Below are 24,434 nucleotides of genomic sequence, written 5' to 3'. Positions count from 1 at the left end.
CTTATTGACTGATCATTCCTTCAAAATCAGATTCCGAAATAATTTGAATCCCGAGCTTTTCGGCCTTTTCCTTTTTTGAAGGACCCATATTGTCACCTGCAAGTAAAAAATCCAATTTACCCGAAATAGACGAAAGAACCTTGCCGCCATGAGCAACAATCAATTCTTTAAGTTCATCGCGTTCATGCCTTTCGAATACTCCCGAAATTACAAAAGTTTTTCCTTCCAGTTGATTTCCAAGTTTAATTTCCTCCTTTTCTTCGATAACCATCTGAACACCGGCATTTTTTAATCGATTGATTTCATCAATATGCTGCTCATTTCCAAGGAATTCAATTACGCTATGGGCAATGCGTTCCCCGATTTCCGGAACGGCGATCAGGTCTTCATAGGAAGCGTTCATAAGGGCATCAATTGATTTGAATGCCTGGGCGAGTTTTTCGGCAACCGTTTTTCCCACAAACCGGATTCCCAAACCAAAAAGAACATTCTCAAATGGTACTGATTTTGACTTCTGAATTCCCGTTAACAGGTTGTTTGTGCCCTTTTCCTTAAAACCTTCCAGAGAAATGATATTCTCATAGGTTAGGTCGTACAGATCGGCAGGCGACTTAACAAGATTTTTATCAAATAACATTTCAATCGTTTTTTCTCCAAGGCTGTCGATATCCATGGCTTTGCGCTGGATGAAATGGACTATACGACCTTTTATCTGTGGCGGACAACCGTCCTGGTTCGGACAATAATGAACTGCTTCACCTTCCATTCGTTGCAGTTCTGTGCCACATTCAGGGCAATGGGTAATATAAGTTACGGGTTCGAGGCCTTCCTTTCTTGCCGACAAATCAACCCCGGTTATTTTCGGGATAATCTCGCCGCCTTTTTCAACAAAAACCTGATCTCCTATACGAAGGTCGAGCCGCTCGATTTCATTGGCATTGTGTAAGGAAGCGCGCTTTACAGTTGTGCCTGCCAGGAAGACTGGTTTGAGTTCTGCCACAGGAGTGATTGCGCCTGTTCGGCCAACCTGATATGTTATATCCTTAAGGGTGGTTATGGCATCTTCGGCTTTATACTTGTAAGCGATTGCCCAGCGCGGGCTTTTGGCAGTGAAGCCAAGTTGTTCCTGCTGGTCGAGACGATTTACTTTTACTACGATACCATCTGTTTCCAATGGTAACGAACGACGCTTATCTTCCCATTCTGCGATATAATCAAATACTTCTTCCAGGGTTTTGCACAATCGGTACGTCGGTGAAACGTTGAATCCCAGGCGCTCCAGCAGTTGAATGCCTTCTGCGTGTGTTTCTACGGGTAGGTCATCACCCATAATAGAATAAAGATAGCAGTCGAGTTTACGCTGCGCAACAATCGATGAATCCTGCATTTTTAGCGTACCTGAAGTGGTATTCCGTGCATTGGCATACACTTCTTCACCAATGTCCTCACGCTCCTTATTCAAGGCTATGAATGTCTGACGGGGCATGAATGCTTCACCACGCGCTTCGAAAAAAGGCGGACTGTCCTTGATGTGCTTCACCTTTAACGGAATGGTACGGATGGTCTTCACGTTTGCTGTGATATCATCACCCCGGGTGCCATCGCCCCGTGTTACCCCGCGTGACAAATATCCATTTTCATAGGTCAGGCTTAGTGCTACGCCGTCAAACTTAAGTTCGCAGAAGTATTCATAGGGTTCGTCGCCAAGGCCCTTTTTTACCCGGTTATCAAACTCTTCCAATTCTTCCCGGGAATAGGTATTACCGAGTGAAAGCATGGGATACTTGTGATATACCGTTTTGAAAGACTTGGTTACCGTTCCTCCAACACGCTGGGTGGGAGAGTCGGGTTGCCTTAGCTCAGGATATTCCTCTTCCAGTGCTATGAGTTGTTCAAGCAGTTTGTCAAATTCGAAGTCACTTATTTCGGATCGGTTATTCTGGTAATACTGCTCGTTGTAATAATCGATTTTTTCCGAAAGGGATTCGATCTTCTTTTTCGCCTCTTCGCGATTCATTACCGGGTTGGGTCTTTGTAGATTTTAATTGAATTAACTCCTTCAAATGTATTGTTGTTCCGATCAATATCGGCCATTCTTTCAGTCGGATCAATTTCTATCGACTTAATTTCTGTGATCGGACGGTTAATTTTCAGCGAATAGGTTGGATACGTCCACGGCCACGCTTCTTTGGTGATTCTTGACACTTCCAGGTTTTCCACCGGCTTTTCTCCGCGCATGATACGCAGCGGAATATAAAGTATTTCTGAAGAGCCATCGGTATACTCAATGTAAAGGTCTACGGGCATCATCATAGCTTCGACACGCTCCAGGGTCACGATGGTTTCATCATTCACGCCTGTTACGTCGCTGATACCGTAATCAATTCTGTTGGTTGTGTATGCGAAATTTTCCAGGTACCAGTCCAGCTGCATGCCTGAGGTTTTTTCCATAACCCTGATCAGGTCGATTGATGTGGGATGTTTAAATTTCCAGGTGTTGTAGTACCTGCGCATTCCCTTCATCAGGTTTTCTTCACCAATTACATATCCCAGCTGTGCAAGGAATACCGCGCCTTTCGAATAGGCATTGATGCCATACGACCGGTTCGTGTGATACATATCTGAGTGTGTGGTGAGGGGTTCTTCGTTGCCGCTGTTGGCCATGAAGAAATATCCCTGGTAAGATCCCCGGAAAGGATTGCCGCCCGTTTCACCTGAAAGATGCTGCATTGTAAGGGCTGAAGCGAAGGAAGTGAATCCTTCGTCCATCCACGGGTACAGGCTTTCGTTCGTGGCAAGGACACCCTGAAACCAGCTGTGGATCATCTCATGCACAGAAACACCTACCAGGCTTCCCTGGCTTCGGTTTCCAGTGATGAGCGTTGCCATGGGATATTCCATTCCGCCGTCTCCTCCCTGGATGAAGGAATATTGTTCGTAGGGATACACTCCAAAAGTTTTGTTCATGTATTGCATGGCTTTAACCATGGTCCCGGGCAATGCTTCCCATGCGGCTTGGTTTTCCTCGTTAGCCTGGTAGAAAAAATGGAGCATGGGACCGTCCGGTACCTGGATCCTGGTATGCGTGTAATCCGGGTCTGCGGCCCACATGAAATCATGTACATTGGGGGCAATAAAATGCCATGTAAGAGGTTTTTCTGAGGCAGCCACTTCTTTACCTTCTGATTCATAGCCATGTCCGATTTTATCAGGATTCTGGAGATAACCTGTTCCGCCAATCGTGTACGATGGGTCGATCGTTATCTTCACATCAAAATCACCCCATACACCATGGAATTCACGTCCGATATAAGGATTTGTATGCCATCCGCGGTGATCATATTCACACACTTTTGGGTACCATTGTGACATTGAGTAGGAGATGCCTTCAGCATTGTCACGGCCGGATCGGCGGATCTGGACAGGCACCTGGCCTTCGAAACTCAGTGTGAAGACGCTTTTTCCCCCGGGCAGTATCGGTTCATTCAACGTAACTTCCAGAATCGTGCCTGAAACCTTGAATGCGAGGTCCGTTCCTTTCTGTTTGAGGGAGTTGATATGCTGATAACCAATCTCGTCGGCAGACAGTTGAGATATTCTGCTCCCCACTCTCCGGTCGGGGTCTTCAATAGTGAGTGACCGCATGTCCATCATACTTCCCGGCTGGAATGCATTGAAGTAAAGGTGATAGTATATTTGGGTAAGTGTATCGGGTGAATTATTATAATAGGTCAGTTTTTGATCTCCTGTGAAGCGATGTGTCTCCACATTCATGTTCACATCCATTTCGTATTCCACACGTTGTTGCCAATATCCCACAGGTGTTTCCTGGGCAATGGATATTTGTGCGGTGAGAATTGATAAAATAAGTAAATACAAGCTTTTCATATATTGTTATATCCTGATTTTTAAAAATACATTATTGATCCAGTTCACCCAGTGAATTCTCCAGGTCGTCTTCCGTTTTTCGTAAAAACTCACGGCATTTCTTCAGTATTTCGGCGGCTTTATCCACCTGGCTGGTGAGATCATCTATATCCAGCTCTCCTTTTTCAATCCGTTCCACGATTTGCTCCACTTGTTGCAGTGAATCTTCAAACCTGAAATCTTCTTTCTTCTCACTCATTTTTGTTGTTGTTTATGGTTGTAATCTGACTGTTGATTTTTTTGTTGATCGTATAGGTTGTAATCGTATCGCCTTCCTTTAATTCAACCTGATGAATGGATTTCCCATTCAGCGTTGTTAACGTATATCCCCGCTTCAGGATGTTATCGGGATGCACAAGTTCCAGGGATTTGGATGCGATGCGCAGTCGCTCCATTTTCATGGATAGGAATTTCCTGGCTGCCGCTTTCAATTGACCGCTTCTTTTTTCTAGCAACAGATCCTGTTGGGAAGTAACTTTTCGAACCCCGCTTTTAAGACGGTATTCCAGGTTTTTCAGACGCTGGTTCTCATATTTCAATCGCTGTTGGGCGTGATAGGCGATTGTTTCAAAATGATTGATCATTCTTTCCTCATAGCTCCGCACCCCACCAATGAGGAATTCAGCAACCGCTGTAGGGGTCTTTAGCCGGGTATGCGCAACGAGGTCGAGTATCGTTTCGTCACGCTCATGGCCAATTCCGGTGAGTACAGGCAACGGAAATTGGGCAACATGGTTGGCGAGGTCGTAGGTGTCAAAGCAATCAAGATCTACCTGCGCACCACCGCCCCGGATGATAACGACTACGTCAAAGGAGTTGATACTGTTGTGAATACGGTTCAGTGCATCTATGATCGATGGAGGCGCCTCATCACCCTGCATCACTGCTTTAAAGAGACGGGTACGGAAGGCGTATCCGTACAAATTATTTTTTAGCTGGTCGGAAAAATCGCCAAACCCCGCAGCCGTTGGTGAGCTGATCACTGCGATCCTCAGTGGCGCAACCGGCAAGGCAACTGATTTATTCATGTCCACCACGCCTTCCCGTGTAAGCCTTTCAATGATTTCCTGTCGCTTGCGGGCCCGCTCTCCGAGGGTAAACCGCGGGTCAATCTCCCGGATATTCAGTGACATCCCGTATAACTCATGGTACTCAACACTTACGTTGCAGAGCACGGTCATCCCGTTCTGGAGGGGTTTTCCAGTTATTGATTCAAACCATGCAGAAAGTCCGCGAAAGGTATAGGCCCAGATAGTCGCCCGGATACGGGCCACCAGCCTATCGTCCTCTTTCTCGATCAGGTCAAGGTAGCAATGGCCCTTCTGATTCAGCCGAAGCTCAGCGACTTCAGCCACCACCCAATAAGAAGGCTCGAGATTGTTGTCGAGTGTGCTTCGTATAAGCTGATTGAGTTCAAGTAAACGCAGGTGTTCCATCAGTCGTCCAAAAATATTTAAATATTCCCGGACTCATGATGTCGTATCGTGATTTTATATGGGTGGTTAATTAATATCCCGGAAGGTTTCCAGCAGTCCGGCTGCCTTGCCACGCGGACGAACAATGAGGAGGGGACAATCGAGATTGGTATTCAGTAATCTCTCTGCCATACTTCCCAAAAACAGCGAAGCTGCAGCAGTTCTTCCCTTGGCACCGATGACAATTCCATCTGGCTTGATTTCCGTTGCAAGATCACGGATATCGCTCGAAAGATCCTCATTCACATCCAGGGAATAAACCGGAGTTACCTGGACGTCCTTCATGTCGACCTTACTGATGAGTTTATTGAAATCCTTTTCTGCGTTTTTGCGCATTATCTCTGCAAATTCCTCATAGGTCTTCCCTGTATAATGATAGCCTGCCGGGACGGAGTATACATTCTGGCAGTAGACTTCAATCGGCTGGGTGCGGTGCTGGCTCAATTCCACTACTGTTTCCAGCGCCAGTTTTGAATACTTTGAAAAGTCAACCGGTACGAGGATTTTACGGACACTGGGGGTGGCTCCCTCAGGTATGATGAGCAGATTACAGCTGGCGCGTCTGGCTAAACGCTGAGCCAGAATTCCTGTGCCCTGCATGGTCTTTTTCTGACCAATAATTATTAAGTCGGCATTGCCCCGGATAGCCATGTCCAGGAGGGAGGCAACACTGCCTTCTTTAACATTGTATTCAAATTTGATTTCCCGGTCGATCCGGAAGTATTTGGCAACCTTATCCTTTATCTTCGCGGTGCGTTCTGCAACCAGTCGTTCCGACATATCCGGAAATTCAAGTTTCACGTCTGCCGGTATTTTCTCCCCGCGTACAATGTGCCAGAACTGGACCCGCTGCACAAAGCCGCGTCGCGCGATGAATGCCGAAAATTCGATAAGTGTCTTATCCATCTCCGACATATCCAGCCCTACAATAATATCTTTAATTGGCTCCATTATACTAACATTGGATTTTGATGCAAAAATAGAGCATTTCCCTCAAAATGAAACATTTACTTTGCTAAATACTTATTGTTTCCAGGCCGACAGGTAATCTGCCAGCATTTCGATCTGCTCCTTCGAATGGGTGGGAAAGTTGGCGATTCGGATGTGATCGGATTTATATTTTCCATAGCCGCTTCCAACGATAAAACCCCTGGATGACAGATAGCTGATCAATTCCGGACTCCCTGAATCGACATGTGCAACGGTGGTGGTACGTGAACGCTGTTCCGGATTGGTGACAAATGCCCTCAGGCGTGGGTGGTTTTCGTAGGTATGATAAAGCATCGCCGACTTGTATGCAGTCTCGCGCCGGATTTGATCCAGTCCCTTTTCCAGCATATCGCCGGCAACCCGCCCCAACAGATATATGCCCAGTACATTGGGTGTCTCCGGCGTCTGGTTTTTAACCGCTTTTTCAAGCATTGCTGAGATTGAGTGGTAGCTGCCTGTGATGGTTCCGCTTTCCTGCAGTTGGGCTGATTTTTCTATGCAACGGTCGTTGACTATCCAGACACCCAGTCCGGCAGGAAGTCCGAACGCCTTCTGAACACTGAAGTATGCTGTATCCACGTGGTTATAATTGATTTCCGCATCCGGTACGGAAGAAACGACATCCAGTGCGATCAGTTGATTGGGGAAGGCTTTCCTGATGCTTTCAACATCCTTTTCAGGTTGGCGGGCGCCGGTGCTTGTTTCGTTGTGTGTAATGGCGATAAGCTCGGTGGATTCTGGGATCAGTAATGATGACATTTCAACCACCGAGCCCTCAGCCGCTTCAGCGGAAAGGGCAGTACGCCCTAATTGCTGTGATATTTCATGAAAACGGGCGGAAAACGCGCCGTTAACCAGGTGAAAACTCTCCCGTTCCACGAGGTTCTGTATGATCCGTTCCCAGGCTTCCGTTGCGCTGGCGGTGAACAGGATCTTATAACCAGAAGGCAGATTCAGCAATGCGGAAATATTATCAACCGCTTCCGCATAGATGTTCTGGAATTTGGTGGAACGGTGTGAAATGGAAGGGATGTCTTCTCTTAAAGCTCTTCGCAGGTGTTCCTGAACGGTGAAGTAAAGTTGTGAGGGACCGGGGGTGAAATAAATCTTTGGCATAGGTCAAAATTAGTTAACCAAATTCATATTGAAATAACATAGCTGTAAATAATAGTGATTGTTTGGTAACGACCCCTTTACAGGGGGTTAATTCAATGATACTAGATTTGCAGGGTATGGTTAAGATGAAGGTGCTCCGGCAGGCACTGTTCCGTGCCGGAGTCCTTTTTTAAATCCGCTGAATTTGCCGGTATTTCAATAACAGATCAAGGCTGCTTCCGTCAAAATCAATATTATGATACACCTTCAGCAACCAGGTCCCGGCATCATCCACCGGCACATCCGGGGTGAGGTTATCCCGTAAGAAGTGGAGTGCTTTCATGAGTTGAAAGCCATCAAACCAGGCATAAAAATGCTTGTGATAGGCAGTGAGATCGGATGAATTCCGTCGTATCCGCTGAAAGTTTTCTTCAGCATTCATATATTCAAGTAATTGTTTATTTATTGAATTTAACTTATTAATATTCAGGACTTTGTTATAAATATTATTGAGCATATTCTTAATAATCATAATATTTTCCGGGGCATAGGTCGCGGGATCCCGCTTGCTTGCTATAAGGTCCTGGACTGCTCTGCCAGTACCAAATGGGACCCGATCGGATGACCGGGCTGAGGGGTAAACGGCGGTGGTATTGATTTCACCAAAACCCCGGGGGATGATCTTGTGCAGGAAATAGAAATCTTCACCCGCTTTACGCCTGTTCATTCCACCTGCTTTGGCATATGCCATAGGCCGCACTGCCATTGACGAACCTACCGTATGGTAAGCATAAGGTAATTTCAGCATGCGCTGGGCTTCGATGAAATACCGCAAGTGAAGCTCATAGGCTATGATGGCATCGCGTTGTAATCCGGATTCGGGAATGGCATGTTCAAACCAGATGGAAGCTCCGTGTATTTCAGGATGAAGGAGGAAATGTTTTTCAATCTCACTGACATAATTTGGTGAAACAAGGCAATCAGCATCCAGACCGATGATTACGCCTGTATCCGGATCCAAACGGCGTGCTGCCTCATCCATCAGTATTTTTCTCGCAAGTCCTACGCCGGCGTGTTTATGGGGCAGCTCCCTTAGGAGAAAATGGAGGGCTACGTTGTCCATGTGCTTCTCCTCATACCTGTTACGCAGGTGTTCCAGGTCGCGGTGATGGGCATCCCTGATAGCCTGTGGGCTGTTTTCGCTGTAATTCAGCAGCACCAGGATTTCGCTTGGGCGGTTGAATTCACAATCCAACAATGAATCGATCGTGTGCGCGATGTTCTCTTCCCGGTGAGCAGGGATGGTAAAGATCAGTTCCGGAGGTGTTTCAGGAGGCGGCAATAATGCCGGTCCGGCTGCATACCGTTCAAAATATATTTTCAGATCAGGGTGCAAGCCGTGAGATCTTCCAGGAATCTTTCGTTTGCGTGTAGAGGACCCGGTCATGAAGCCTGCTGGGGCGTCCCTGCCAGAACTCCATCAGAAATGGAGCCACATGATACCCGCCCCACTGGTTTGGAAGGGGAAGCACCTCAGCGTCACTGTATTTTTTCTCGAGAGCTTGTTGACGTTCCTCGAGGATCGACCGGTTTTTGATCGGTGTACTCTGAGGGGAGGTCCATGCACCAATCTGACTCGCTTTTGGCCGGCTTTTGAAATAGGCTTCGCTTACTTCACGGGGCACTTTTGTAGCGGTTCCCTGTATTCTGACCTGTCGTTCTAGTTCCGGCCAGAAAAATGTGAGGGAGACGACGGCATTATTCTCCATATCCCTGCCCTTGGAGCTTTGATAATTTGTATAGAACACGAGCCCATTATTCTCGATTCCTTTCAGAAGAACGACCCTTCCTGAGGGGAACCCATTTTCACTGACTGTAGAAAGTGTCATGGCATTGGGTTCCATGATTTCAGAGGCGAGGGCCTCTTCGAACCATTGGGAAAACTGACGGATCGGATCCTTGTCAACATGGGACTCGTCGAGAATTTTTTTTGAATATTCCTTCCTTAGGTCGGCAATCGAAGATTTCATGGCGTTATTTTTTCTACTCAAATATACCGATAAATTTTCCTTTCAGTGGTGGATTTACTAAGATTGATACCATGAAATTAAGCATTGAACTTGAGAGTGAAAGTTCACCCCAATGGGTGGAAACGGTCATATCCGATTTTGATAATTTCCTTTTGGACCATGCACACTGTGAACGAAAAGCAAGTGCAATGGCCATGAGCCTGGTGGCAAAATATCCCGACAGGCTTGAGATAATCCCGGAACTGATCGACACGGCAGTTGAGGAACTGGAACATTTCAGGTCGGTCTATGAGATCATGGAATCCCGGGGCTTGTCACTTCCCCACGAAATTCCGGGAGATCCCTATGTGAAAGCATTGGTTGACTTTTGCCGGAGCGGGAGGGAAGAGCGATTTCTTGACAGACTGCTGGTGGCTTCGGTGGTGGAATGCAGGGGAGCTGAAAGGTTCCGTTTGATCTATGAAGCGCTTCCGGAGGGTGATCTAAAGAAATTCTACCATGATTTATGGGCTTCCGAAGCGAAGCACGGCCATATTTTTGTAAAAATGGCTCTTAATTATTTTGATGAAAAGGAGGTTTATAGTAGGTTGAAGGAAATAAACCACCAGGAATCGCTGATTCTGGCCGAATTACCACTCAAAGCTGCCTTACACTGATATGGATTATTTCAAGTTCAATAATGAAGTTCCACCGCAAAAAGGATCCCTTTTGATCTCGGAGCCTTTTCTGCCGGATCCTAATTTTGAACGGACGGTCATACTGTTATGCGAACATAATGAAGACGGCTCCTTTGGCTTCGTATTGAATAAACCTTCCCAGGTAAAAGTGAGTGAGATCATGGAAGATCTTGACATGATTGAAACACCGGTGTATGTGGGTGGTCCGGTTCAGCAGAATACATTGCATTTTGTTCACCGGTCGGACAAGATTGAAGGTGGCACGGAGATATCCCCGGGCCTGTTCTGGGGAGGAAATTTTGATCAACTCACCTTTCTGGGGCAGGAAGGATTGATAGATATTAACAATTTTCGATTTTTTGCAGGTTATTCCGGCTGGTCGGAAGGACAGCTCGAAGAAGAGCTAACCGCCAACTCCTGGATCGTCACTCCTCCGGTAAGTCCGGAGCTTATCTTTGACTCCGACGTGAACAGTTTATGGAAAACTGTGTTAAAACAGCTGGGAGGCCGTTTTTATGTATATTCAAATTATCCCACCGACCCAAGACTTAATTGAATGATTTTAGTATTTTTACAGTTATAGAGGTGTAATAAAATGTTATGGCGCAGGATAAGGATTTAGAAGAGAAAGAAGTGCGGGCCGCGTTGGATGGAGCCGATCAGACAAACGGCACACCAAAGTCCACTACAGAGACAGAAGAAAAGCCTCTGGATGAAAAGCCTGTGCCTTCTGAGGACACAAAAGCACCTATAGATAAATCTGACCCTGTTGCAACAACCGATTCTCCGGAAACGGAAGAAGTTGTTGAGGAATCGCCTGTTTCTGAAGATAAAATTGAAGTCACAGGTGATGAGGCCGAACAGTCGGAGGCTGAAACTGCTGAAGTTACCAATGAAGATATTACAGCCAACGAAGCCGAAGAAGATGCATCGAAGAACGAAGGCCAGGGGGCTCACCAAGATGAACCTTCTGCAGGTGTTGTTGCTGAAAAGCCTGAATCTTCCGGGGATAACGAAAAAACAAAAACTGAGCTGGAGTCTGAACATGATCTGAAGGAAAAGGATGATGATGAAGACCATGAGGATGAAGATATTGATTACAGTGTCTACTCGAGGAAGGAACTCGTTGAAGTAATCAAAGAGCTGGCGAAGGCGGATAATGTGATTCAGGCGGAGAAGAAAGCACGCGAGATCAAGCATTTCTTTGATGAGTTCAGGGCGCATGAGCGGCAGGAAGCACTCGACAGGTTTATTGCTGAAGGCGGGGAAGAAGGAGATTTTTCCTATCGGCCGGATGAATTAACACTTCGTTTCGATGCGAATTATCAGCTGATCCGTGACAGAAAACACGACTACACGAAGAACAGGGAGCGTCAGAAAGACGAAAACCTGAAGAAGAAGGAAGATATACTGGAGCGGCTTCGTGAGTTCGTCGACTCTGAAGAAACAAACATTAGTTTCGACACATTTAAGAAATTCCAGGAGGAATGGAAAAACGTCGGACCGGTGCCGGGTTCATATGCTCGTACGATGTGGGCAAATTATAATGCTTTGATCGACCGGTTCTATGATAACCGGAGTATTTATTATGAGCTGAAGGAGCTCGACCGGAGGAAAAACCTTGAGTCTAAGCTTGAGCTTTGTGATAAGGCAGAAGCGCTGTTAGATAGGAATCAGATTTCTGATGCGGTTAAGGAGCTGAATGAACTTCATCACGAATTCAAGCACATTGGCCCCGTCCCGAAGGATGAGCAGGAACCGCTTTGGCATCGTTTCAAGGCCGCTTCTGATGCGGTATATGAACGCAGAAAGGAATTTGTCGATAAGCTGAAGGGTGAGCTTGAGGCGAATCTCGCGGTTAAAGCTGCGCTGGCAGACGAGGTAGAGGCATTTGAGAAATTTGATTCCGACCGGATCAAGGCCTGGAATGAAAAGACCAAAGAAATTCTTGCGATACAAAAGAAATGGGAGAATACAGGCGGATTGCCGCGTGCCCAGGCTAAAGAGGTGAATAAGAAATTCTGGTCGGCATTCAAGACATTTTTCAGCAATAAAAATCATTTCTTCAAGAAACTGGATGCGGAACGTGAGGCCAACCTGGAGAAAAAGCAGGCTATGGTACAACAAGCCCTCGCACTGAAGGATAGTGAGGATTTTCAGGATACAGCAGAGAAGCTTAAGGAATTACAGCGCCAATGGCGTGAGATAGGCCCGGTGCCGGGAAAATTCCGTGAGTCTGTTTATAAGGAATTCAAGGAAGCATGTGATGCATTTTTTGAAAGGAAGCGGGCTTCGCGTGATGACGCCTCCAAGGAATACGTAGAGAACCTGGAAAAGAAGAAGGAGATTTGCAAGAAGATCCAGGAATTGGCAAAGGGCGATGGCGATCACGTCGAGAAGTTCAAGAAGTACCAGGAAGAGTATAATGAAACCGGCTTCGTTCCGAAAAAGGATATTAGTAAGATTCGGGATATGTATACGAAGGCGGTTGATACCTACATCAAGAGCCTGGAGACCCTCGATGAGGATCAGAAGGAAAAGCTTCGTATTGAAAACGAAGTAAGTGACATTCTTCACAGTCCGAACGCCGATCAAAAGCTCTACCGCAAGGAACAGTCCCTGCGTAAGCAGATCAGTTCCATAGAGAACGATATAGCGGTCTGGAAGAATAATCTGGAGTTTTTTGCCGACAGCAAGAAGGCCAATAAGCTGAAGGATGAGTTCCAGTCAAAGATTGATTCCGCCGCTGATGAGCTTCAGCACCTGAAAAAACAGTTGCGTATTATTCGTACGGCCGGGTAAATCCCTTATCATTATCTACACATGGAGCGTACCTTTCCCGAAGGGACTCCTTCGGAGCGGCACGCCTTCTTTTTAACATTGTCATTTTCTACACATGGAGCGTACCGTTGGCACGCCCAATGCCTGATCGTGGGTTCCCATATCCAGGTCGTAGGTTCCTACCTACGACCTAATGATCTGCATTGCAGTGTCGTAGAAGGGATTCTACGACCAGAATTTAGGGTACCGCCGGTCTTTATCCATCGTCATCCCTGCCTTCCGGCAGGCAGGCTGAGCTTGTCCCAAAGGGACCCCTTTGGGGTCTCAGGATCCCCTGATTCATTGCACAAAAAAGATTCCCACCTCTGCTCTACCCAGGGTTATTCACGATTTCAATTAAAAATTTCAGACTTTACTGTCAAAATTGAAAAATATTGCAAAAATTGCCATTTCGCTTTAACCACTATTCGAAAAACCTTAATTGTCCCAATATCCAATCAACCAAAATTCATGAAGAGACTTAATTTACTGGAAGAAACACGGTACGAAAAGCTGCCGGTCACGGTATTTGAAAATAAGGAAATTGCCTCAAGAAAAGTTGCGGAACGCATTGCCGCGATCATCCGCAGGAAGCAGGAAGCCGGGGAGATGGCAGTTCTCGGACTTGCAACGGGAGCAACGCCTATCGGCGTGTATGAAGAGCTGGTCCGCATGCATAAGGAGGAAGGGCTGAGTTTTCAGAATGTGATCACCTTCAACCTGGATGAGTATTATCCGATGAAGCCGAAATCGGTGCAAAGTTATGTCTACTTCATGAAGGAACACCTTTTTGATCATGTAGATATCAAAAAGGAGAATATCAACATCCCGGATGGAACCCTGCCGAAAGACGAGATCCATGACTACTGCCTGCGCTATGAACAGAAGATCACGGATGCGGGGGGACTGGATTTCCAGGTGCTTGGTATTGGTCGGACCGGTCACATAGGGTTTAACGAACCTGGTTCCGCTCCGAATTCAGGAACACGCCTGGTAACATTGGATGATCTCACCCGACGGGATGCATCGCGCGACTTTGGTGGAAAGGAAAATGTGCCCACCAAGGCGATTACCATGGGTATTGGTACGATATTCAAGGCCCGTGAGATTGTTCTAATGGCGTGGAGTGGTAAGAAGGCACCCATCATCAAAAAGGCGGTTGAGGGCAGTATGTCAAGCGATGTACCGGCCACTTTCCTGCAAAATTCGGAGAATGTGGAATTCGTGCTTGACAAGGATGCGGCTTCGGAACTTACCCGTTTCGACACGCCATGGCTGGTGAAGGACTGTCAGTGGGAGCCCGCGCTTGTGAAGAAGGCGGTGATCTGGTTATCAAAGACCGTGAATAAGCCCATCCTGAAGCTTACTGACGAAGATTATAACAATCATGGCATGGCGCAGCTGGCGGTTGATCAGGGACCGGCCTATGATATTAACATCCATATTTTCAATAAGATCCAGCATACAATTACCGGCTGGCCGGGTGGTAAGCCGAATGCCGATGATTCACAGCGGCCGGAGCGGGCAGAGCCTGCCAAGAAGCGTGTCATTATATTCTCACCCCATCCTGACGATGATGTGATCTCCATGGGAGGGACATTTATCCGCCTGGTCGACCAGGGGCATGACGTTCATGTGGCGTACCAGACATCGGGGAATACGGCGATCTGGGATCATGATGTGTTACGGTATGTGGAATTTACCATTGATTTCAAGGAAAGCATTGGAGAGGATACTACCAGGTTACGTGAGACCTATGAGCGGATGCGTGTCTTCCTGGAGACAAAGGAGCCTAATCAGCTGGACCTGAAGGAGATCCTGGATGTGAAAGGATTTATCCGAAAAAGCGAAGCCATCGCGGGCGCCCGATATGCGGGACTGGAGGACGACCATATCCATTTTCAGAATTTGCCGTTCTATGAACGTGGTAAGACGGAGAAAAACCCGGACACGGAAGACGATATTGTGCTCACCATGGAATTACTTCAGAAAGTGAAGCCGCACCAGGTATTTGCCGCGGGCGATTTTGCCGATCCTCATGGTACGCATATCAAGTGTTTCAATATTGTGCATGAGGCATTGGTTCGATTACGGAAAACCGAAAAGTGGACGAAGGATTGCTGGTTATGGCTTTACAGAGGGGCATGGCATGAATTTGAAACGCATGAGATTGAGATGGCCGTTCCGTTGTCGCCCCAGGAAGTGGAGCGTAAGCGCATGGCGATCTTCCAGCATCAGTCACAAAAGGATACGCCTGTATTCCCGGGTGAAGACCAGCGTGAATTCTGGGTACGTGCCGAGGAACGGAATCGTGAAACCGCATTGAATTATCACGACCTGGGTCTGGCGGAATATGAGGCGATGGAAGCGTTTGTGCGCTGGAAGTTCGACTAGAGTGCTCAATTAAAAACTTTTTGCAAAAATTTCGGGTAAGCGCTTGGAATTAATTCAGGCAACTCTATTTTTGCATCTCCATTTACAAATCGGATCTGATCCGGTTGTAAATTGCCTCCTTAGCTCAGCTGGTAGAGCAACTGACTTGTAATCAGTAGGTCGCTGGTTCGATCCCGGCAGGGGGCTCGCAAAAACAGTTTGGGTTTGAGGATACCGGATACGGTAGACTAAAACCCAAATTTTTTTTGCCCCTGTATCCCGTATCCCGTATCCTACTTTGATCTGGATACAGTATTCTCACACTCAAATTGTTTATACCTGTATCCTGTATCCCGTATCCTTCACTTTCCCGGATACGGTATACTTGAACCCAAATTTTTTTGCCCCTGTATCCCGTATGCTACATATAACCGGATACGGTATACTTGAACCCAAATTTTTTTGCCCCTGCTTTGCCCGCCGGAGCCCAAAGGCGTAGGAGGGTATCCTGCTCCTGTATCCTTCTCTTGACCTGGACACAGTAGAATCACACTCAAATTGTTTATACCTGTATCCTGTATCCCGTATCCTGTTCCTACTTTACCTGGATACAGTAGCATCGATTATGGCCATTTAATTCAGCACAATTTGTATCGGGGCTTTACATGTATACACTTTTATTTATACTTTTAATTAAAGTCGGAACTTACCTATGAAACATACCTTTACCCTCCTCATCTTCACTTTATTAATTGGTTTTTCAATCACCTCGGAAGCGCAGCGGAAAAGATCCGTTGAAACTTCCCCAAAACCATATGACAGCGAACTGTTTGACAACCTGAAATTCCGGAATATCGGACCGGCATTTATGTCGGGCCGGATTGCAGATCTGGCGATTGATCCTACGAATGAAAGTGTCTGGTATGTCGCCGTCGGTTCAGGCGGAGTATGGAAAACCGTCAACGCAGGGACTACCTTCAAACCTGTTTTTGATGATCAGCCCGTCTATTCCATCGGTTGTGTAACAATCGATCCGAATAATCCCTATACCATTTGGGTAGGAACAGGTGAGAATGTTGGAGGACGCCATGCCGGATTCGGCGACGGCGTGTACCGAAGTACAGACGGAGGTGCTTCATGGACAAACATGGGCCTGAAAGACTCGGAACATATCTCAAAGATCATAGTACATCCTGATGATTCAGATGTTATCATGGTAGCGTCCCAGGGACCGCTCTGGAGTCCTGGGGGCGACAGGGGTTTCTTCAAATCGACAGATGGAGGCAATACATGGACAAAAACACTCGGCGATGAATTCTATACAGGAGTCACGGATATGGTGATCGACCCTCGTGATCCCAACCGTGTGTATGCGGTAACCTGGGAACATCATCGCACTGTAGCTGCCTGGATGGGAGGGGGAAAGAAGTCAAGACTTTACCTGAGTGAAGACGGGGGTGATACCTGGACGCAGCTGAAAACGGGCCTGCCCGAAGGTAACTGGGGAAAAACCGGATTGGCCATCTCGCCGATCAATCCTGATGTTCTTTACGCTGCGATTGAGCTCGACCGCACCAAAGGAGGCGTGTGGCGGTCAGCCGACAGAGGCGGCAGCTGGACAAAAATGTCTGATGCTGTAGCTGGTGCGACAGGTCCGCATTATTATCAGGAAATCTATGCTTCACCGCATAAATTCGACCGTCTTTACATGATGAATAACACGTTGATGAAATCGGAAGACGGCGGCAAGACGTTTGAAAATATGGATGAAACCGCTAAGCATGGCGATAATCATGCCGTAGCGTTTAAAATTTCTGATCCGAATTATCTGCTGGTGGGCACTGATGGCGGAGTGTATGAAAGCTTCGACCTGGGCGCTTCCTGGAGATACATGGAAAACTTGCCGGTAACGCAGTTCTACAAGGTTGCCGTTGACGATGCGGAGCCTTTTTATAATGTTTACGGGGGAACACAGGACAACAGCACGCAGGGCGGTCCCTCAAGGACCGACAACCATCACGGCATCCGGAATGCCGACTGGAAGGTGGTACTTGACTGGGACGGACATCAGCCCGCAACAGAACCCGGCAATCCCAATATCATGTACGGTCAGCGCCAGCAGGGAACGCTTTCACGAATGGATCTTGCCACCGGGGAAGTGATTGATATCATGCCACAACCTGGTCCCGATGAGGACTTTGAGCGCTATAACTGGGATGCGCCCATACTGGTTTCACCCCATGATCCGGCAACAATCTACCATGGATCACAGCGCCTCTGGAAGTCTTCCAATCGCGGCGACAGCTGGACCTCGCTCTCCGGTGATCTTACCCGTAACCAGGAACGTCTCGCACTCCCGATCATGGGCCGTACGCAAAGCTGGGATTCACCATGGGATGTGGGTGCCATGTCAAATTTCAATACCATCACATCATAGCCGTTTCTCCCGTGAATGAAAAGGTAATCTTCATCGGGACGGACGATGGATTGATCCAGGTTACAGAAAATGAAGGTCAGAGTTGGAAAAAAATTGAAGTAAGTGCGCTGGGTGTCCCTGCACGTTCCTATGTGAATGATATTAAGGCTGATCTTTTCGACGAGAGCACTATGTATGTCGCCCTCGATAATCATAAGGAAGGGGATTTTAAACCATATTTGCTGAAGAGTACGGATAACGGTTCCAGCTGGACGAGGATTGATAACGGGCTGGGGGAGAAGAACCTGGTCTGGAGGATCGTACAGGATCATGTTGATAAAGACCTGATGTTTGCAGCGACCGAATTTGGCGTTTATGTAACCTTCGATGGCGGTGGAAGCTGGACAAAGCTGAAGTCGGGCATACCGACAATATCATTCCGGGATCTTGCGATTCAGCGAAGAGAGAATGACCTGGTCGCGGCTTCGTTCGGAAGAGGTTTTTATATTCTCGATGATTATTCAGCATTGAGAAATATAAGCCGCGAACAGCTCGATGCGGAAGCCGTGTTATTTGAACCCAGGAAGGCCTGGTGGTATATCGAACGCTCGATCATGGATTTTGAGAATGCAAGAGGATCACAGGGCACGCAGCTCTACCTCGCGCCTAATCCCGATTTTGGCGCTGTATTCACCTATTACCTCAAGGATGGGATTGAAAGCCTGAAAAAGGAGCGTCAGACCGGTGAAAAAGATGTTACTGGAAATATTCCATTTCCTGGTTGGGCAGCACTGGAAGATGAGACACGGGAGATTGAACCTTTCATCTATATTGAGATCAGGGATCAGGAAGGTCATCTGATCAACCGCCTCAAGGCAGAGAATAAAAAGGGCTTCAATCGTGTGGCCTGGAATCTTCGGGTGGGAGGGAATGCAGCGCTTACCCTCGAAGGTGACCAGGATGAGATTCAGGGACTACTCTGTGCACCAGGAACCTATACGGCAACCCTGAATAAATACGAAAAAGGTAAGTTCACTCAGCTGGCGGGGCCGGTCAATGTTCTCGTTGAGCCGATGATGAAAGGTACCCTGGAAGGCAGTCCGATGGAAGAGGTTGTTGCGTTCTGGAGAACTTATGAGGAAATGAACCGCGATCTGGGCGCCCTAGGCATATCGCTTCAAAATGAGCAGAAAAAGATTGATAAAATAGGAATGGCTGCCTTGAAGGCTGATGTCGATAATGCTTTACTTGAAGAGATCGAACAAGTAAGGGATCAGTTAAATGAGCTCGACTCCGAGTTCAATGGAAATGCGGCGAAAAATCAGATCGGGGAGCGAAATAAACCCTTGCTGAGTGAACGGGCGTTTGCCTTGTCACGTGGGATCACAACATCAACATACGGTCCTACGGAAACGCATAAGCAGACGATGAAGATCATCACAGATCAGATGAATGCCATGGAAGGTCGGCTGAATTCGATTAAAGCCAGAGTGAGGGAGATAAGTGAAAAGGTTGTCGCTGCCGGCGGCTCACGTGTGGAAGGAATGGATTGATTGATTGATGGGCTTTAATCTATTTGGTATAGCAAAATCCAGAGGCATAACTTCCTGACGCTCATCTGTTCAAATACGTTTCGTGCACTTACTAGTATACTTGAACCCAAATTTTTTTGCCCCTGCTTTGCCCGCCGGAGCCCAAAGGCGTAGGAGGGTATCCTGCTCCCTGTCTGCCTGCCGTATCCGCCTGAGGCGGAGAAGGTAGGTATCCTTCACTTTAACTGGATACAGTAGATGCACACCCTTATTGTTTTACACCTGTTCCTGTATCCTGTTCCTACTTTTACCTGGATACAGTAGCATCGAATTGTTTTTGTTTTTACCTGTCTGTCCTCCGTATCCGCCTGAGGCGGAGAAGAGAGGTATGCTTCTCTTGAAGCACCTTCCTGGTTTAATTGAAGTTTATCCTTAATACCCGATGATTATTGGATTACCGCCGATGGTTCACCAAGTGCGAGCGTAACTGCCGGCCAGTATTTTTATACCATTAACCTGAAAGAGGGATGGCAAATCACTGCATCCCCTACGTATGCCTACAATCACAATGGGTCTGATGGAAATAAGTTTACGTTCCCTATCGGAACCGGAGTTCAGAAAGTCCTCAGGGCTGGTAAAATACCCCTGCGTCTGGGCGTTCAATATTGGTATTATCTTGCAGCCCCGGATGCTTTCGGACCTGCGCATCAACTACGGTTCACCGTAGCGCCTGTGATTCCGTTGCTATGGTGACAGTGCATCAAATAGACTAAAGTATAGATTATTAAAGCCCTTTTGCGTTTAGGCATTTCAGCAACTTTTACAATGAAATATTTTTTATTATTGAGTTTACTTATCTAATATCTCGTCTTAAAGGAAATCCCATGAAATCACAATTCAATTACTCTCTCTGTTTCGTGTTTGGTTTGATATTTTTATTTAGTGGTTGTAATAAAAATTCAGAAGAACGCTCAGAAGACAAAAAATCAGACCAGGCTATCAACCTGGATGAATTTACGTCGATGCAAATGACCGGGATTGAACAAGTTTCAATTGAGGTGGATCTGGAGGGTGCGGTGCAACGCTTATCAAAGGCAGTAACTTTCCCGACAATCTCGAATCAGGACAGAAATGAGTTTGACAGCAAAGCATTTACCGATTACCATAAGTTTTTAGAACAAGCTTACCCACTGGTACACAAGACGCTGAAAAAAGAGGTCCTCGGTGACCCCCGGCCTTATAGCCTGCTATTTACCTGGGAAGGAAAAGACCCAGGTTTACAGCCTGCACTTTTTTATGCACATCAGGATGTCGTGCCTGTGCCGGAAGATTCCAGAGATCAATGGGAAGTCGATCCTTTTGCCGGAACTGTAAAAGATGGGTATATCTGGGGTCGTGGTGTGTTGGATGATAAAAATCAAATCCATGCCATTTTAGAAGCTGCCGAAATGAAAATTAAAGAAGGCTGGCAGCCATCGCGAACCATCTATTTTGTATTTGGCCAGGACGAAGAAGTAGGAGGGCCGGAAGGTGCTAAACATATTGCGGATGTACTCGAGCAACGAGGTATTAAACGCTTTGCGTATGTGATGGACGAATCCGCGCCATTAGCACCTGGTATTTTTCCAGGAATTGAAGGGAATACAGCGCTTATAGGTATTGCTCAAAAGGGCTTCATTAGTCTTGAATTGAAAATGGAAGGGGTTGGCGGACATTCGTCTCAGCCACCGGCAGAAACGAATATTGGAATTTTGGCCAAGGCCATTACCAAACTGGAAGCGGCGCAGTTTCCTTATAAAATTCACCCGGCTGTCCGTTCACAATACCGTTATATGGGTCCGGAATTACCAGAAGAGCAACAGCCATTGTACGCTGCCGTTGCCTTTGGTGAAGATGATGAGATTACTCCGATGGAACAGAAATTTATCGATGTGATGTCGCAAAATCAGGTAACAAGGGCCATGTTGCATACAACCATTGCCGTTTCTATGTTTAATGCAGGAGTTAAGGACAATGTATTGCCTCCTGCAGCTACGGCGGTAGTGAATTTCCGTCCTATGCCGGGCGATACTCCTGAAGTGATTATCCAACACGTAAAAGATGCCATCCAGGACGATCGGATTACGGTAAAGGATATTTCTGCTTCTACGCCTGCGACCAACATTGCTGAGGTTGGGAATCCCTCTTATAATATGCTGGAAAAAACCATTCGCCAAATCTGGGGAAATGACCTCATGGTCTCTCCATTCTTTGTGATTGGTGGATCAGACTCCAAGCATTTTCAGGCACGCCCGTTTGCTCCGGATGTATATACCATTACTGCTTTGCAACTGGAAAACACCAAAGAATTTGAAGGTTTTCATGGGGTAAATGAGCGCATACTGGTTGATGAGTATGGTAAGTCTATTGGTTTCTTTTACCAAATATTTGATAATCTGGAGGAATTGAAATGAGAGAAAATGTATCTACTTTCAAGAAAAAAATTGAAATGACTTTAGCTTACATTTGCACCAATGTTAAAATCCTTTTTGTGGCTTATTGCCTTAACCCTCATGCCGATAACCGGGGTATGGGCACAACAATTCGCAGGAGATAATCAATGGGTAGCTCCCCACGGTGTTGTGACGTTAGTTGGAACCGTAGGTCAGGATTACTCTCAATTTTATCTGGTCGGTGCTATTATTCCGAACTGGGAGTTGAATATACAGTTAACTCATTATTACGATGATCCAAGGACGAATTCCGATTCGTATACATCACCTTCGATTTATCTGAAACATAGAATTACACAAAATGAAGCCGAAACAGCCGGATACGCATTTCTGGCCGGAGTTGGTCTCTTTCCTCAGCACTTGGACCAGGGAGAGGTCACGAGCAGCTTTCGATCCTGGTGGGCTATGGGGGTGGCGACATATGCATTTGCCAATAATACTATATTGTGGGATATTCTCCCGGGCGCCACGGTGAATTTGAATCATAAACAATCAGGGAATACAAAGTGGGGCTTTACCTATAGCTCCAGGCTGGCCATTTATAAAATCATTCCACAGTCGGCCATTGTGAGTGAAATATTCGGAACGGCAGGGGGAGCTTATTCTCCACTGAGTTACCGGGCGGGCATCCGATGGGAACATACGAATTTGATTGTTGCTGGCACCTATAGCAGGGCCTTCAATAAATCATATGGGGCAGGCTTCGAGATTGGTATACTGTTTTTAACCGAACCGCTCTTCGGACCTAATCGAAAAAATAAATGATATTATGAAGGGCATACATTCCCTTTTCAAGAGGAATGAACTTCTTTGACTGATTCCAGGTAAAAGTCTGATAACTTAGCTGCAATTATTCACTCAATGAATTCTGAATCGACGCCGATACGTATACCAACGGAGCATTCCAGTTGATAGCTACCTCATTGGTTGAATAACTGCATTCAATGTCTGCAAAGGCCATTGCAGGATGGTGATCGGGATATTGATCCTTGCCGCAATCCTGCTCCATATTATTTGGGTTCGGACCGCCGGCGAGCATTCCTGGAATGGGTTCGGCGATGTCATCCGAGGCAGACGGGCGGTGATGAACATTCATGGGGTAAACGTTTCCGAATCCGGTGACGAAGCAATATCCTGTAGCGTTTCTTCCAAGAACATAATCGAGTCCGGAAGATGCCGCTGTTAAATATTCTTCATTTCCTGTGAGGTCATAAGCGGCAATTAAAACCATGCCCTGGTTCAGGATATCCGAATTGCTGCCCCACCGGTAGGAGTTTAACGTGATGTGAACAGGAGAGGCATTGTATGCATCCATCTGTTGATCTGCAAGTTTTTGTAATTGGGCAGATGCCAATGCTTTCAGTTCATCACTGGCCTTATCGCTTGTCACCAAAGTGATCAGGCCAAGCGTTTCGACATTCGGCCAGGCAGGGACTCCGAAGTCCCCGTATTCCTCTATTTGGATGCTATCGGCATAGGTTTGATCTCCCGTTGCCAGGTACAGCTCGGTTGCTGCCCAAAAGAATTCATCCTTCACTTGTACGTTCCCGTATTCCCCAGTGTTCACGGCAGGGCCATCCGGACCGCTTTCCTTCGGGTTTTTGAAAATCTCGTTCGGATGCTGTATTGCCCATTCCCAGGCCTTTTCAGCTTGAAGCAATGCCGAATTGCTGAATTCGGGGTCATAATCGGCGTATACCACTGAAGCCTTTGCCATAACGGCTGCAAAATCCAGAGTGGCGGCCGTGCTTTTTGCCGTGACATATCGTTTCGACTGTGCTTCTTCGGGTTTCACAAATCCCTCAAAGTTAGCGGTCGTATTTTTATGGTAAACCCCGCCATCATCAGGGTCCTGCATCGAGCGCATCCATTCCAGGTTCCACCGAACCTCATCGAGAATGTCCGGTACATCATTGCCGCTTTCCGGAATATTCCATGTTAATCCGCTTAACAAAGCTTTATTCCTGAGGAATGCCTGCATCAGTGTCCAGGTCGTAATCCCGGAATTGACAATGTATTTATTGTAATCCCCTGCATCATACCAGCCGTATGGTGTGGATATGACCGATCCGGCAGGCTTCTCGTTACTTGCCGCTGTAGCATGAATATAGGAGAGGGTATCGGGGTGTGCTGCAGGCCGTTGGTATGGTCCGGCAAACTGTTCATCCAGGGAAGTGGAAGCACGGTTAAAATAGTAATATTTGGCTGAGGCCTTAACAAGTTCGGTATAGGCATCCGGTGAAATAACAACATCAACAGGAGCGGCGCTGCCCGATTTAAGAATATAATTCCCGGCTTCCCGGACAGAGGAGAAATCTGCCAGTCTTACACGCTGACCGGAATCTTCCCATTCCTTTTCGTCCGACAGCTTGCCTGAAAGAACCTCTTGTCCGGAGGCTGTTTCAATGGTGAAATCATCGCCGTCAGCATCAATCACCATCGCGGGTTTTGTCGATTCTGGCAGGAATCCAACCTGGTTGATGTGTATGACAGCGGAGGCGGCGGCTTCTGATGGAGGTTGATTTGAACAACTGGTGATGCCCGATAAAAAAGTAAATCCAGCGAATAACAGAATGATCAATTTCTTCATTTGGTTGATTTTGTTTG

Annotated in this window: 17 protein-coding genes and 1 tRNA gene; 9 read left to right on the top strand and 9 right to left on the bottom strand. The window is 46.8% G+C overall.

Features of this window, described 5'->3' with window-relative positions; genetic code table 11:
- Window position 1: 1 nt before the first annotated feature.
- From ligA to pdxH, 8 genes are all read right to left on the bottom strand, one after another.
- Window positions 2-2,017, bottom strand: coding sequence for an NAD-dependent DNA ligase LigA (gene ligA / locus LDX50_RS19555; protein ID WP_225697893.1), 2,016 nt, complete (start codon window positions 2,015-2,017; stop codon window positions 2-4).
- Complete coding sequence (locus LDX50_RS19550) at window positions 2,017-3,888, bottom strand: M1 family metallopeptidase (protein WP_225697892.1); 1,872 nt, start codon at window positions 3,886-3,888, stop codon at window positions 2,017-2,019. The genes ligA and LDX50_RS19550 overlap by 1 nt, the downstream gene beginning before the upstream one ends.
- A gap of 31 nt (window positions 3,889-3,919) precedes the next feature.
- Window positions 3,920-4,126, bottom strand: coding sequence for an exodeoxyribonuclease VII small subunit (gene xseB, locus LDX50_RS19545; RefSeq protein ID WP_225697891.1), 207 nt, complete (start codon window positions 4,124-4,126; stop codon window positions 3,920-3,922).
- Complete coding sequence (gene xseA, locus LDX50_RS19540) at window positions 4,119-5,363, bottom strand: exodeoxyribonuclease VII large subunit (RefSeq protein ID WP_225697890.1); 1,245 nt, start codon at window positions 5,361-5,363, stop codon at window positions 4,119-4,121. Before xseA ends, xseB begins: the two co-directional genes overlap by 8 nt.
- Before the next feature lie 66 nt (window positions 5,364-5,429).
- Window positions 5,430-6,353: a universal stress protein gene (locus LDX50_RS19535; protein ID WP_225697889.1), complete on the bottom strand. Its 924-nt coding sequence runs from the start codon at window positions 6,351-6,353 to the stop codon at window positions 5,430-5,432.
- A 72-nt stretch (window positions 6,354-6,425) separates the two neighbouring features.
- Window positions 6,426-7,508, bottom strand: coding sequence for an aminotransferase class V-fold PLP-dependent enzyme (locus tag LDX50_RS19530; RefSeq protein WP_225697888.1), 1,083 nt, complete (start codon window positions 7,506-7,508; stop codon window positions 6,426-6,428).
- Between the two features lie 169 nt (window positions 7,509-7,677).
- Window positions 7,678-8,934, bottom strand: coding sequence for a glycosyltransferase family protein (locus tag LDX50_RS19525; protein WP_225697887.1), 1,257 nt, complete (start codon window positions 8,932-8,934; stop codon window positions 7,678-7,680).
- Window positions 8,873-9,517, bottom strand: coding sequence for a pyridoxamine 5'-phosphate oxidase (gene pdxH, locus LDX50_RS19520; protein ID WP_225697886.1), 645 nt, complete (start codon window positions 9,515-9,517; stop codon window positions 8,873-8,875). Before pdxH ends, LDX50_RS19525 begins: the two co-directional genes overlap by 62 nt.
- 71 nt (window positions 9,518-9,588) lie before the next feature.
- Here pdxH and LDX50_RS19515 point away from each other — a divergent pair, with 71 nt between their 5' ends.
- From LDX50_RS19515 to LDX50_RS19475, 9 genes are all read left to right on the top strand, one after another.
- Entirely contained in the window at window positions 9,589-10,173 is a 585-nt protein-coding gene (locus LDX50_RS19515) for a MiaE family protein (protein WP_225697885.1), read from the top strand.
- Between the two features lies 1 nt (window position 10,174).
- Window positions 10,175-10,750 carry a YqgE/AlgH family protein gene (locus LDX50_RS19510; protein ID WP_225697884.1) on the top strand — a complete coding sequence of 192 codons (576 nt, stop codon included), beginning with the start codon at window positions 10,175-10,177 and terminating at the stop codon, window positions 10,748-10,750.
- A 44-nt stretch (window positions 10,751-10,794) separates the two neighbouring features.
- Window positions 10,795-12,996 (top strand): DUF349 domain-containing protein, encoded by a 2,202-nt coding sequence (locus LDX50_RS19505; RefSeq protein ID WP_225697883.1) that lies wholly within the window; start codon window positions 10,795-10,797, stop codon window positions 12,994-12,996.
- A gap of 489 nt (window positions 12,997-13,485) precedes the next feature.
- Entirely contained in the window at window positions 13,486-15,408 is a 1,923-nt protein-coding gene (nagB, locus tag LDX50_RS19500) for a glucosamine-6-phosphate deaminase (RefSeq protein WP_225697882.1), read from the top strand.
- Between the two features lie 113 nt (window positions 15,409-15,521).
- Window positions 15,522-15,594: transfer RNA gene (locus LDX50_RS19495), tRNA-Thr, on the top strand.
- A 505-nt stretch (window positions 15,595-16,099) separates the two neighbouring features.
- The gene (locus LDX50_RS19490) at window positions 16,100-17,824 is read left to right on the top strand and encodes a WD40/YVTN/BNR-like repeat-containing protein (RefSeq protein ID WP_225697881.1); all 1,725 of its coding nucleotides are present in this window, start codon (window positions 16,100-16,102) and stop codon (window positions 17,822-17,824) included.
- Between the two features lie 11 nt (window positions 17,825-17,835).
- Window positions 17,836-19,356, top strand: a complete 1,521-nt coding sequence (locus tag LDX50_RS19485; RefSeq protein ID WP_225697880.1) for a WD40/YVTN/BNR-like repeat-containing protein — start codon at window positions 17,836-17,838, stop codon at window positions 19,354-19,356.
- An 863-nt stretch (window positions 19,357-20,219) separates the two neighbouring features.
- Window positions 20,220-21,788, top strand: coding sequence for a M20 family peptidase (locus LDX50_RS19480; protein WP_225697879.1), 1,569 nt, complete (start codon window positions 20,220-20,222; stop codon window positions 21,786-21,788).
- A gap of 60 nt (window positions 21,789-21,848) precedes the next feature.
- The gene (locus LDX50_RS19475; RefSeq protein WP_225697878.1) at window positions 21,849-22,592 is read left to right on the top strand and encodes a hypothetical protein; all 744 of its coding nucleotides are present in this window, start codon (window positions 21,849-21,851) and stop codon (window positions 22,590-22,592) included.
- 85 nt (window positions 22,593-22,677) lie between these two features.
- Here LDX50_RS19475 and LDX50_RS19470 read toward each other — a convergent pair whose 3' ends face one another.
- Complete coding sequence (locus LDX50_RS19470) at window positions 22,678-24,417, bottom strand: glycoside hydrolase family 9 protein (RefSeq protein WP_225697877.1); 1,740 nt, start codon at window positions 24,415-24,417, stop codon at window positions 22,678-22,680.
- Window positions 24,418-24,434: the final 17 nt, after the last annotated feature.

The sequence above is a fragment of the Fulvivirga sedimenti genome, from assembly GCF_020328055.1.
This window is presented reverse-complemented; position numbering and strand designations above follow the sequence as displayed.